The organism is Aquimarina discodermiae (assembly GCF_040786235.1).
In the GTDB taxonomy this organism is placed as follows: domain Bacteria; phylum Bacteroidota; class Bacteroidia; order Flavobacteriales; family Flavobacteriaceae; genus Aquimarina.
Genome location: NZ_JBFMKP010000021.1, coordinates 71,310 through 85,270, shown reverse-complemented (window position 1 = coordinate 85,270; position 13,961 = coordinate 71,310). Strand labels below are relative to the sequence as shown.

Annotated in this window: 6 protein-coding genes; 2 read left to right on the top strand and 4 right to left on the bottom strand. The window is 35.8% G+C overall.

Annotated elements, in window-relative coordinates:
• Positions 1-53 precede the first annotated feature (53 nt).
• Together ABW636_RS14715 and ABW636_RS14710 are read left to right on the top strand one after the other, a co-directional pair.
• Positions 54-2,132 (top strand): alkaline phosphatase family protein, encoded by a 2,079-nt coding sequence (locus tag ABW636_RS14715; protein ID WP_367590826.1) that lies wholly within the window; start codon positions 54-56, stop codon positions 2,130-2,132.
• 37 nt (positions 2,133-2,169) lie between these two features.
• The gene (locus ABW636_RS14710) at positions 2,170-2,376 is read left to right on the top strand and encodes a hypothetical protein (protein WP_367590825.1); all 207 of its coding nucleotides are present in this window, start codon (positions 2,170-2,172) and stop codon (positions 2,374-2,376) included.
• A gap of 355 nt (positions 2,377-2,731) precedes the next feature.
• Here ABW636_RS14710 and ABW636_RS14705 read toward each other — a convergent pair whose 3' ends face one another.
• Genes ABW636_RS14705 through ABW636_RS14690 form a run of 4 tightly spaced genes read right to left on the bottom strand, consistent with a single transcriptional unit; the run spans position 2,732 to position 13,810 of the window.
• Complete coding sequence (locus tag ABW636_RS14705; RefSeq protein WP_367590824.1) at positions 2,732-3,130, bottom strand: hypothetical protein; 399 nt, start codon at positions 3,128-3,130, stop codon at positions 2,732-2,734.
• Positions 3,127-4,047 (bottom strand): SGBP N-terminal domain-containing protein, encoded by a 921-nt coding sequence (locus ABW636_RS14700; protein ID WP_367590823.1) that lies wholly within the window; start codon positions 4,045-4,047, stop codon positions 3,127-3,129. Before ABW636_RS14700 ends, ABW636_RS14705 begins: the two co-directional genes overlap by 4 nt.
• A gap of 60 nt (positions 4,048-4,107) precedes the next feature.
• Complete coding sequence (locus ABW636_RS14695) at positions 4,108-12,963, bottom strand: LamG-like jellyroll fold domain-containing protein (protein ID WP_367590822.1); 8,856 nt, start codon at positions 12,961-12,963, stop codon at positions 4,108-4,110.
• A gap of 13 nt (positions 12,964-12,976) precedes the next feature.
• Positions 12,977-13,810, bottom strand: coding sequence for a tail fiber protein (locus ABW636_RS14690; RefSeq protein ID WP_367590821.1), 834 nt, complete (start codon positions 13,808-13,810; stop codon positions 12,977-12,979).
• Between the last annotated feature and the right edge of the window lie 151 nt (positions 13,811-13,961).

Genomic DNA, 13,961 nt, shown 5'->3' with positions numbered 1-13,961 from the left:
TTAAAACCTAAATATTTATACATTTTAATTAAACATACAATAATCCATCTATTATGAAAAAACCATTCGATCGCATTATTACCGTTATGTTTGAGAATCAATATAGAAACTATGTGATTCAGGATCCTTTTTTAAAGAAACTTGCTGCCGCAGGTGCCGATATGACCAACTATTTCGGTGCATTTCACCCTTCACAAACCAATTATCTGGCTTCTTTGGCAGGTGAAATTTGCGGAGTTACCAATGACACGCCTCCAGCAGCTCCACTACCACAAGAGACGTTAGTAGATTTGTTAGAAGCAAAAAACGTAAGCTGGAAAGCTTATATGGAAGCATATCCCGGAGATCCCTGGAAGGAAATATGGGAAAAAGAAACCTATCCCACTTCAGATCAACCCATAAATCAATACCCTCCTAAAAATTCTAAAAATCTATCCCGATACTATAGAAAACACAATGCTTTTGCATCCTTTCATACCATTCAAAAAGATAAAAACCGGTGGAATAAAATTGTAAGTGATATCAATTTCTGGAAAGATGTCGCCAATCAATCTTTACCAGAGTATAGTTGGTTTACGCCTGATATTTGGAACGATGGGCACTATCTGTATAATACTCATATCGACACCAATCCCCGTACACAGTTAGTACCTCAACTATCGGCCTGGTTAGAGCATGTATTTCTTGGTAACATAGAGAGTGATAAGCTCGAAGGAGGAGTCGCTGCAGGAGAAACCACTATAGGACTAAATTTGGATATTGATTTATTATTAACCGATCCGGCAAAGGCATGGGCACAATCTAACATTCCTAAAGGAACACTACTGGTAATTACTTTTGATGAAGCAGATTTTAATGCAACAGGTTATGATACGAATTATGACGGTCCCAATCAAATATACACCGTACTTTTAGGAGATATGATAACGCCTGGCACTGTAATTTCTACTCCTTATAATCATTATAACCTCATCAAAACCATCGAAAAAAATTATCAATTAGAATCGCTTTACAAAAACGATTATGGTGCCAATTGGTTTCGCTTTCTTTGGGAGGAATCTTTTGAATGGGAAAAACCTATAAACACTAATCTTCAGGCCGGAAAAGCATTAGCCATTACACAAGGTACGGCAGGATTACACATGGTTTTTTCTGATCAAAATGGTCAGTTATACGATTGCTTACATACCGATTCTGGTTGGGAACAACCTAATGAATTAGGCTTCATCACTACAGGAGCTATAGCCATGGCATCTATTGGAGACATCAATCTATTGGTCTTTCAGGGTAAAGAAGGAGAGTTACTAACCAGTTCGTATAGTGCTTCAAAAAAGGAATGGACGCAAGTCACATCTTTACAGCAAAACACTTCAGGAAGTCTTGCCTTAACTGCATATTATGATATGAAAAGTTGTGAACATAAATTTATGTTATGCTGGGTATCTTCTGATCATTTTATACAATCTATGCAAGGGACTGCTACCGGTTTTTCTAACACTGTAGTCCCTGTAAACCAACTTACAGATGGGCCTATGACTATCGAACAATTAGGTGCCTCTCTTTTCTTAGTTTATAAGGAAAGAAATACAAGAAAAATGCGAATGACTTCATATAACACAGGAGCTTTTAACGCTTTTGATGCGGTTGATTTTCAAGACAATCCAGCACCAGAAAATAATACTTCTATACATCAATGGTCTGTTATGGATTTTACAGTAGGGCATTTTTCAAAAAAGATGGCTGCCCTGGCTAATGAATATCAAAATCTTGGGCAGATGGCCATGGTAACAGCATCTGGCGAAATGCATTTGGTACATCGAGGAGGATATAGTGATACTCCTAATGCGTTTACCGAAATATTTGGATTAACTGGCATATATACTGCTATCAATGAACTATCTAACGGGTTCGGAACTCTCGATCAAGCGGGATGGACAAAAGAACAAGAAATGACAGCTCTTACACTAGCTCCTGATAGTCCAATAGCAATGTGTTCAAACCAAGAAATGATCACTCTGGTTTGGGCAGATACCAAAAGTAATACGATTAAATATCAACAAGGCGGATATAAAAAGAAGAGAGCAGCATTAAAAAAACAATTAGAAAATCAACATCTAGCTACTTCTTTGTAACCTGAGACCATAATATTAGAGTAGTTTTCTTAATGAAATGGAGAACTGCCATAGTATCGCGTTTGCAACCGTGGGCTTCGCACTGGCAACCGTGGGCTTCGCGCTGGCAACCGTGGGCTTCGCGCTGGCAACCGTGGGCTTCGCGCTGGCAACCGTGGGCTTCGCGCTGGCAACCGTGGGCTTCGCGCTGGCAACCGTGGGCTTCGCGCTGGCAACCGTGGGCTTCGCGCTGGCTGTAGAATAAAAAAATCATTCAGTAAACATGAATGATTTTTTTAATATCAGAACCTCAATTAAAGTAAGTTCGAGATAAGAAAATTTACGTCGGTCAGAGTGATTTTCGATAGAAAATTGTACTTCAACATAGCTCAGAAGAACTATCGAAGACCTTGTTTTCAGCTAGGCAGGCAAAGTAAATTTTCGAGTAAAAGTCTAATTTCGATACAATCTTTCTCCGTATCATCTCGAGCCCTTCGATAAACTCAAGACAGGCACAGTCGAGAGGTCGCTATGAAAATCACTCAATTCGACGGCTTTTTTCATTTAATGGTTATCCCGATTTACGTTAATTAGTATCGTGATTTTATAAGCTTTATAAACTATTCTAACAGTTCAAAGTCATCTTGAGCGATATAAGAAACTTTGGCTACAAAACCAGTTTCAACTAGCTGGACAACATTTTCGCCTTCTATTAAATTAATCTGATTTTGCTGATCTTCTAACCTATCAAAAGTCATACTGTACAATTCGCCATTTATGGTATATGGAACAACAGATTCTTTTACAGTGCCACTACCCTCACCTTCTACTTTTATTAATACCGAATACTTCTCACTTGGATTAACACAATCAAACACAGAAATAAAAGTACCATCTTCTTTTATAATACTTATACTGGTTGCCTTTATGATAGTATTTGATGGGTCATCATCTTTAGAGCAACTGCTAAACATTGTGAGAATAGCTATTGCATATATACATACTCGAATATTCATCATTCCTCTTTTTTATTGATTATTATTTCTTTACTAATATTCCCTATTTGCACCAAATAAGTTGCGGTCTCAAGATTACTAAATATTGTTTCTCCATTAGTAATGGTTTGTTTAGAAAAAGCTATGCCATCTTTTAATAATGATACCTCTTCATTGTTACGGGTAGATACAAGCTTAATAGCACCGCCTTGATAACAAACAGCGTCTTTTTTATAGTAAACAATATCGCCAGAAGTTTGCTTCACATTTACTGTCCATTCTTTTAGAACAGATTGATCTTCTGATACTACTCTAAACGCTACTGGTGTACTAAAGTCCATTAAGCTTTCTCCCGATTTTTGCTCTGTTGTACCCACGTATAATTTTGCACCTGGGCTCATTGTAAACATTGAATTAAGGTTACTAATATCATCGCTATTATCTACTATCAATGTGATCTCATTTTCATTGAAGATCTTATCTTTTACAAAAACATCTGCTAAATCAAAATCTACAATATTCGCTTCATTATTTAACGCTGGCTCTGCAATACTATATGCCTGAAAAACATCACCATAATGTTTATTGATTTCAAAATTTTCTGTTTTACTAATACTTACCACCTTATCATTAGACGAATCGTAAATCTTAAAGTTGATCGTTTCATCATTTCTATTGGCAAAAACCGTTAAATATGCATAGTACCTATTTTCTGAAACAATATAAGTGAGCTCACTAACTCCCCTGCATTCATTATCTACAAAAGCTGCTACCTTATCATTAGAATTTTCTAAATCGTTGCTATCAATGTTTAAAAATGCTACAAACGACATGGTGTATTGAAAATCATTTTCATTTACGATCCATTCTGGATTCTGAGCATATACTTGGACACCCATTAATAAAAGGAACATCCAATTTTTATAGTTACCTATTTTCATCTTCTTATGATTTAAAAACCACTGTTAACGTTTCTATGTTAACAGTGGTACTTATTGGACTTATTTTTTAATTACTTTTTTACTTACTGTTACACCATTTACGATGGCTTTCAGGTAATAGCTCCCCGAAGAAATTTCTGGTTGAATCGATAACCAGTTTTCTCCAGTGTTAACGTCTATCTCTTTCTGATAAATTGTTTGTCCAGACATAGCATCCAATGTAAGTTGTACTTTTTGGTTACTTTCTACGACAACACGTATTTTAAGCTCTTTTTCAAAAGGGTTGGGATAAACCTCTATAATTTTTGAAGGTACTTTTAACACGATAGGTTCCTGTACCGTACCAAGAACATCATTAGCATTAAAAACAATAGTCTTTGTGGTTTCTTCTTCTGTAACCCCATTAGATATATAAAACCTCATATTTTCGCCTATGTCACCATAAATGGTCAAGAAACTAAGCGATTCATCTTCTACCCACTGGTTTTCTGCACTACCTCTCAATATACCTTGAGTATCATATACCATAACTTTAGAATACCCTTTAGGTAATCGAAGAATTACATTCATATTTTCTGCATATTTTGTATACTCTTTGGAAATTTCTGACTGAGACTTTAGTACGCTCTTTCCTTTTGCAGCTGTACTTAGATATCTTGGATATCTAAATGTTTGTGTCTTGCCCGATCGTATCATATACCCATTTCCAGCAATTAAATAATTTAAGGTACCCGTCCAACCATTTAAAGGGTCGTATATCGAAAATAGATTTTGTGATTTGATCACATCTCCATCTTCGGGTTCAAAAAAAGCAAGTGCATCATTGATCGGAGTATTATTACCCACAACAAAGGGCAACCAGTTCCAGTTTTCATGTAGCTCATAGAACCATTCATCCAGATTAACTTTTATACCTTTAATACTTAAATTATTCTCTTTTTCTAATTTAAGTTTATACATTTTTGAAGTAGTTAACCCTCCATTGGCACTTATTGTACCAGACCAACCACTTTTATATGGGTCTGTTGGGTGTTTGAAATACGTTTCTAAACGTCCTGGATTTAAGCTTAATATTCTATCGTTGGTATACAAATCCAATTCGCTGGTTAACTTATTAAGATTACTAAAGTCAGGGGCACTTACATCAAAAGACACCCATGTCCATCCGGCATTTAATGCTAATTTTTGCTCTACCACTTCTGTATTCTCGAATATAGCTGCATTCGATTTTGTGCCTATTATCTCGTTTTCCATAAAAGTAGTCGTGGTGACATCATTTAAATCTACTTCGAGAATTTTACCCTGAGAAGCATCCCATGCTCTAAATTCGATAGTTTCGCCATACGCAGTATTACTAAATATGGTTAAGTACACAAAATACTCATCATAGGCGGGATCATATACCAGACGCGTTTCACCTCGTGGGATTCCGTTAAAAAAAGCACCTACTTTATCATAGTGGTCTCTCGAAATGGTACCACTTACTTTTAATTTTCCGATAATATTCATGCTAAAATCGAAAGCATTAGGATCAACAGACCAGTTAGGTTCTGTTTCTAACACCCTAAGATTTAATTGTAGCTTTTGATCCAACCCAAAATCAGTTTCTAAATATAAGTTTTCGATATAGTCACCAATTGTAAATTCTGGATCTACACTTGCATTAATAGTCATTTTACTATTGGGTTCTAATGTACCAGAATCAACACTTAATGTTAACCAGCCAGGTATATTGTTAATCTTAAATGTTTGGTTTTTGCCACCTCTATTGATCAATGTTATGTCGAATTGATAGCTATCACCTACAAACTTTTCTATATCCAACACATCCTCATTTTCTGCTACATACCAGCTTACTTCATTACGCTCGACAAATGCAGTCCAGGTAACCGGCGATGCCTGCCTATTTTCTACGGTATCAAACATTCTATCTACCGTAATATCTAAAATTTGCCCTTCGAGAACTGCCCAATTACTAATCTCTGGAGTAATAATCATTTCATCTCCATTAATCACATGACGAACATCAAAACTTAACAAATCACGTTTTGGTTTTAACTTGGGCGCATCTTCTGAATAATTTGGTAAACCAGTACTTAAAACCGAATTTACAGCAGGAGTGGTATTGTTAGATAAAGCATGATAATACCTGGGACCTTTACCATTGGGCAACTCTGGACGGTTCATATTTGCATAAAGAATTAACCCTAATGTAGTTGGAGAAATCTCATAACCGCTATCTCTTCGTATTTGTTCGATAGATCTGGCGGTATTCCATAATCTTACCTCATCAATTTTTCCTGTAAAAAACTGATCTACAGTAGTTGTACTGTTAGGGTGTGTAAAACCACGAGCACCTATCCAGAATGTATTTCCAGAAATCCCTCCGATATCTTTGGTGGGATATGAGCTTACTAACGCTGTATCGATATATGTTTTTAATGCTCCGATACGATTCACGACCATGGCAATATGATGCCAGGAGTTATCTGCAATACTCCTATTACTAAGTTGGTAAGACAACCCTTCATTTTTGAAAACTAAAAGCCCCTCTGTATCCAATTCTATCGCCCATTTATTACGCTTACCATTAGACTGTACAAAATCCTCTGTAGTCCCTCTACCATTAGAAAATATAGTAGCCACCTTCTTTTTATCAGTTTTCACCCAAAAAGAGAGCGTAATATCCATTTCGTCATGGATTTGTTTTGCTGCTCCGTACTCTGAGAAATCACTTAGATTTAGTTCGATATACTGATCATTATTGAAACCATATGCATTGGTTTTTGGCTTGATATCCCAGGAAGCATTCATAGTTGCATGAATATATCTTGCCAAATCTTTGGCGATGGTTCCTTGCCCTTCATTTAATAGCCAATATCCTACTAAGTTACGTTCTGAACCAGAAAACTTTGTATACATATTAGCAGCAGATTCTGATAAGGATATAGATTTTGTCCACATTCGTAAATCGTGCAGGTTTCCAGAAAAATTATTTCCTCCTATCGTTAATTTCTCTTTGTTGGTAAACTCTAAAGCTCCCACTGTTTTAACGATAAGCTCGTTACTATCTTCATAGATACGTAACTCTCCTTTTTCTGAATGATAACTTAATGTATAATGATGAAACAAATCATCACTGATAATTCCTTGTTGTATGGTTTGTCCTCCCAATGTCCAGACTAATTCTCCGTTGACAAGTCGTAGGTCAAAACCATTTTCCTGGTGCATAATGGTTGCATCACCTATTGTACTATTGTTCATCCAGAATTCGATACTATAATCCCCACTCACAACATTGGTTTTATCAATAACTACCGTATTTTCTGATCCATTAAAATAAGCAGATACGCCATGAGAAACCGGCAGGTCATTGGTTTCTGCAACAATCTCTATTTTACTTATTGCGGGATTGTAATAAATAGGTTCGCTAAATTGCAATCTTAGGTCTTCACCAGCATGCAAAATACCATCGGTAGGTGATGGAGTTCCAAACTGTTGTGGACGTTGTAAATCTACTGTACCCAAAATCGTTTCTGAAATATATTGAGTACCATCGGTACAACTGGTAATCGCGCGTATTTCGTACCTGCCATCAGACAGTTCTAATCCTGCAATATCAAATGCATACGATAATGTAGCTTCTGTTATGCTCGAATTTTTATCTTCACCATTTTCTATAGCTGTGGCCAAATAATCTACCGCATCTCCTTCTACCGTAGTAAAAGGTGATTTATAATAGGTATGCAAGCGATTCCATGAAGAAGCAGTCGATTTTCTATACTGTAGTTCTATCTTTTTGAAACTATTAAAGCTGGTGTTAAATTCTGATAGTTCTACGGTTACAGCGTTTGTAGATCCATCCAGATTAAAAATATCTGCATTGTTTACCACCCAGTTATCAAAAGGCTTTGCAACCACTACTTTTGAGCACGAAGGCACAAAGGATGCTGAAATTGAAACGCGATCATTTACATTATACTTATCACATAAGGATTCTAATATAATATCGATATCATGATAATCGAATTGATCTGATGCCGATTTTTCAAGGGTTAATAAAAAAGGTACTTTTTGCCCATAAGGTACATGGACTATTTCTCCTCCAAACCCAACATTCATTTTTGCGTTATAAGGATTGGTAGTATTATCTATTTTTAATTTAAAATCTGCGTCTGTTTCACTTACACTATTATTCTCTAAAATGAGTTCAAATTCGGCAATACCAGTTTCAGGAATATTTGTCATATTAGCTTTCTTTACACTAATAAGTGGTATTTCGACTCTTTGGGTGGCATAATTTAATTCAAAGCCTCCCTTAAATTTTGAAAAATCGACCTTATAAAAATCAGGTTTATTGACCACATCTGGTTCTGTACAATCCGTAGTCGCTCCATTTTCTTTGTTTAATTCGCAAATTTCATACGCACTCTTACTTTTTACATAATCGTTGTATTCTCTCATCTCCTCATGATATTTTTCTGGGATTTTCTTATACTCCTTTTCATCAAAAAACAAAGAACTGCTGATACCTTCATATGGACAAGATGTCCTTCCTCCAATAGTACTGAAAACCGGGCCATCACCATCAAATGCATTGACTACATCAACACTTAACATATTTGCCTCGTCATTATCTTTTAAAGTATAAGAAATTATTGAAGTATTTGTTTTTTCTGCTTTCACACCTCCGTTTATTTCTTGAGTTGCAATAGCAGAAATTGTTGAAATAAATCCAGCCTTGTTAATGGTAAACCCCAACTCTAATGCTAACGATTCATCTATAGTTATGTTATATTCTGTTGTTTTTCCTACTATTGTTGTAGATTCTATATGCTTCGACAACTCTCCTACTCCTGCATCAAAAGAAATATTTTCTTCAAAACGATTTTCAAGTAATGTTTTTAGCTGGCTAAGATCTTCAAGCTTTTCTTTAAGTTGTTTTTCCCCATTCAACTCTCCTCCAGGAGCCAAATCACTTTTTTCAATTTCTCTTTCCAAAATTGATTCTTGTGCTTCTAAAGTAGCGGTTAGTCCCTCTTTATATTTACCTCTTTCTTTTAAAGTTCTATACTTTGTAATTTCATTATTAAGTACTGTTTCTTTCCACAAGTTTATTTGTCTTTCATATTCATCTTTCGATAATTTTGGTGGATTTTTGGGGTCAAACGTATTATTTTCGATACTATAAACAATGGCTTCCAATTCAGGAATCAAAGTCTCTATAATATGCTTTTGGCTGTACACAAAAAATGTCTCTGAAGGCTTTTCTACAAAATACATGGCTTTTTGCTTACTAATAAACAAGGGAACATCATTTCCCTTGATATCTTTAAAATGTAATTCGAGTGAATTAGAATCCGGCAACTTTGATGTATTAACTTGTATATTATCATAAGATCCGTAAAAATAGTTTTTGGAATTCCCGATAAATAAATCCCCATCTGCACCAACATATTCTGGATCATCACTTGTCGATATTGTTTCATTAAAAGTATATGTTTTATTGAGACTTGTACCTACCGAAGAAGAAGTTGTAACAGAAATTCCTCCTGTAAGGCTATTGGTTGTTTCTGTTTCTATCACTGGTCCAGCTAATCCTCCTCCAACAGAGAATGTACATCCTATTTTCCATTGCAAACTGGAAGAAACTCCTCCTGTACTATTAAAACTACTTTCTGCCGTATATGAAATACTTTCTCCCTTTTCTATTGAGGCAAAACTATTAGACCCTGGTGGATCCCTAAGAATAATATCGGGTACATCAGGGGCAGCAGTTACAAAAGTTTGGCTTCCGTCTGATTTTCCTCCCAAAATTAACCCTTCATCATTATAATTATTTGCAGGGGTATCAATCCCATTTACTCTATAGTTAATTGATAGTGTTCTTAAAAACGGTTTCGAGATACTAGGAATACCTGCTTCAAAACTATAGGTTGATTTACTTTTATCATTTTGATTGATGGTTATTTTCTCACTTCCATCCAAAGCCAAATTATTGGTAATGATAAAATCTCCATCTGTTATAGCGACTTTAGACTCAACACCAGTAATGCCTTTATCATAATTTTTATACAGCTCATAGGTTTCAAAATCTATAAAATATTTTTGAAATTGTTCATATATAAATAAGTCTTTACCATTTAATTGTACCCCTTTTGTACTGTATAAATCTCCATCGACAGGAACCTGTTCTGTCGAAGTTTGTCGAGTCACATATAATTGTGGAGCAGAACGATATACAAAACTCTTTTCAAAATGATAGGGTCCTGATACTAATGGATCTACTCCTTCTCCCAATGAAAATGTCGATGTTTTGGTAACAGGAACAGTTCGTAAGTCCAATATTTCATTTGCATTCAAGAATGTATTACTAATATTATCGGTATCATTAACAATACTAACTCCATCGCTGGTACTTGTTTTTTCGATCGTATATTGTAATGGGGCTATTGCTATTCGATACTCACCAGAGGTTTCATTAGTATTTATAAGTAAATCTCCTGCTTCATGACTTAACTTGATCGTAGCAACTCCTATATTATTTTTTGCACTTACCGCCTCTGTTCGTTCTTCTGGAGTTTGAGGATTAAATACGTGTTCTACATAACCATCACTACCAAAACCAATGGGTTTTTCTGCTTCTATCGACCCACCTACTACTTTACCTACCAGAGTGACCTTTGTCTGATCCAAAAATGTGACCGATTGCTCCTGATGTTCGAAAAAATCGAATTCGATGTTATGATTATCTCTAATATACGTTATTTCTGCAGTAGTTAAAGGCGCCCCATTTATTCGTTCTTCCTGAGCTAAAGCATCTTCTACGGTCATAGGAAAACGACCTCCATAGGTAAAATGATGCCTGTCTTTTTTTACTTCTATATAGTGATTACCTATAGGTACATTAATTACAAACCCACCATCTTTATCGGTTGTTACAGGACGATTATCACTTCCTATTACAATATTACCATCGATATAAATATTGGCTCCTTCGATCCCTACATTGGGCATATCTACAATCGTATTTGGATTTTTTCCTTCCTGATAATCCCCTTTTTGATAGGTACGTTCAGTATTATTAATGGTAACACTATATTCATTGTAGCCAGACTCTTTTACTTGTGTAACATTAGGTAATTCAATCTTTCCATCATTATTTTTAATAGGTTCAAAAGTACCATACACATCCATGCGTGCTCTTCCTCTAAATATAAAAGAAGAAACATCCTTAAAATCTATTTTATTAACTATCTGGGCACTCTCTCCCAAAAATATCAATTGTTGATTGGGCTTGAATTGATGTACCCCATAAGCTGGTGTTATAGTATAGGATTCTCCTGCCCCGCTATAAGGAATAGCGGCAATCACATAATTTCCGTTCTCATCGGTGACTCCCAGTACCCCTAATTGATTGGTCGTTGGCCTGTCTGTTGCATTTGATGTCCAGTTTGCATGAACCAGCAATGCATTATTTTTATTAAAATCATATCCTTTTGCAGATAGGTCATACACATACTCACCTTGTCCTTCATTAGCACGCAAATACATTAATAAACCTGTTTCGGTTCCGTTTAGATACCTTTTAAAATCCTGTCGTATGGTTCTTTCATCCAAAGGTCTTTGCCACAGACGGATTTCATCAATAACGCCATCCATTTGATCTGCTATCAATAAGCTATTAAACTCTTTGTCTGATGGGTATGTATAATTTCCTATAATACTAAGTTCAGGAATCTTTCTTTGGGTACTATCCAGTTCCTTTTCTTGTGCCTCGGCTATTGTACCAATGAGTTCATTATTTAATTGACGGCCATTTAAGAATAATTTTGGCGTATTACCTGCTGTTAGTATCAAAGAAAGATGAATAAAATTTGAAGTAATTTCTGATATTGGTTTTAGAATATCATCTCCTCTACCATCTACATCACCCGTTGGATAGTACTTTTTGAGAGTAACTGAATATTCTCCACTACCAGCATTAACTCCGCTAACTTTAATCTTCAACGTTTTTTCTCCATTCTCCTCATCTAATACCACATTGGCCTTGACCTTTGAAGACAATATATCTCCGTTAACCAAATCTCGGTATTGTAATGTTAGCCAGTTAAAATCAGAGGGGTCCTGTATTCTTATCCAGGATTGAAAAGTAGTTTCTGTAGTGATCTTTTTATTTAAATACCTAACATTTAGTTTTCCCTGATCAGAAATGACAATACTACTTCCTATATTGAGTTCTGCACCTTGCGGTTCTGCTCGTACCACTACATCTTTTACTGGGTTTCCTCCTTCAAAACTAATATTACCAGAAACCACTGCAGTTGGATTTCTATACCCTACCCCGGTAATGTAAGAAGTGTATCGCTCTGCCAATGCAGATACTCCTTTGGCATATACCAAATATTCGTACAAAAGTCCTCCTTCTACATAATAATCTATATATTGAAAGTCATCATTACTTAAGGTAGTAATTGGAGCTCCAAATGATTCATGCGGGATATATTCTCCATCTTCAAATTGAAAATACTCTGAAGTAGTCCCCACATAAGGCCGGCGATAAATGAGAATATTTTCGATCTCCTCTTTATTAGCGCCAATAGACCAATCTAATTGAATTTTGTCGCCGTAGTAACCTTTCGAAACATCAAATGTTTGTTCTGTAAAAGTATCATTCATGTATAATACATCCCAAGGGAAACGACTTGATAAATGCCCATCTAATTCTCCCGAAATAGGTAAACTGTAATCAAAATAATATTGACTTGTACCTACTTGTAAAGTGACATTGTCACCATCGTTGTTATAGTCTTTCTCTTGTAATGTTGTAGCGCCCGTAACCACTTGCGGATTACTTTGTGCCCAAAGCCAATTAGCCATTAACCCCAAGCAAATGGATAAAAGTATTCTTTTCATACAAGAATTACTTTTATAATTTAACAATATAGTTTACCCCATAATTTACAGGTCTTGTTTCTGCACCTCCACTAGGTGGGATAGTATGTGTATGATCTGCAAGTGGCACTTCCTCTATAACTATAGTAGGTTGAGGAATAAGAATCGATCCAAGAAATTTATCTATGTCTGCTCTGGAAACACTTTTTATCTGTGCATTTTTATTGTCATGATTTCCTGTTTTACCTTCATGATTGTGGCTTTTAAAATCTTCATTCTGAGTTGTTCTTAATTCAGGACCGCTTTTCTGATTTTCAGAACTAACTCCTGTACCTCTCAAAAACATTCCTTTCAGGTCGGGTGTATTATTTCCTATTAATGCGACCAATGCTGCCCCTGATGTAGTAGGGTTAGGGATAGGGTCTCCGTTACATAGTAACCATCCCTTGGGAGCTGTTGGTCCCAAATACGGCATTACTGATCCTGTGGGTGCTCCATTATTGGCATGATATGCATAAGGAATGTATTGAAAAGGTTGATCAGAAATCACTGTCCCGTCCAGACTGATGACCAACTTTAAATGTTTTGTGCTAAAATCCACCTCGTTGAACGAAGTCCCTTGCGGGGTACCTGTTCCTATAATATGCGAGAACACTCCAAAAGCATCTGTAGTCAGGTTTTGGGTTTCTAAATATTTAGAAGTTCCGTTAGGGGTTTGTACATCAAAAACGAAATTCAAATTTTTATTTGCCAGGGCTGCCTTACTAGCATCTCTTGCTATTCCCTGTACCGACACTCCAGTGTTTTGGGCCACATTGGTCATAGCCACACATAATGTAAAAATTAAAAAAAGTAGTCTTTTTTTCATGTTATATTCATTTTGGTTAATTACTTATCAGATTATTGTACATCGTATTGTATATTGGAAATTGTTTCTATAACACCTCTATTAACAATACCTGCGTATGTTTATCAAAAGTATTTTGACGTATACGGAATCTGTAATTAAAATGAATATC

Bases quoted from the DNA above. Each gene is read 5' to 3' on its own strand.
- ABW636_RS14715 (WP_367590826.1), top strand. From the start codon at position 54: ATGAAAAAACCATTCGATCGCATTATTACCGTTATGTTTGAGAATCAA.
- ABW636_RS14710 (WP_367590825.1), top strand. From the start codon at position 2,170: ATGGAGAACTGCCATAGTATCGCGTTTGCAACCGTGGGCTTCGCACTG.
- ABW636_RS14705 (WP_367590824.1), bottom strand. From the start codon at position 3,130: ATGATGAATATTCGAGTATGTATATATGCAATAGCTATTCTCACAATG.
- ABW636_RS14700 (WP_367590823.1), bottom strand. From the start codon at position 4,047: ATGAAAATAGGTAACTATAAAAATTGGATGTTCCTTTTATTAATGGGT.
- ABW636_RS14695 (WP_367590822.1), bottom strand. From the start codon at position 12,963: ATGAAAAGAATACTTTTATCCATTTGCTTGGGGTTAATGGCTAATTGG.
- ABW636_RS14690 (WP_367590821.1), bottom strand. From the start codon at position 13,810: ATGAAAAAAAGACTACTTTTTTTAATTTTTACATTATGTGTGGCTATG.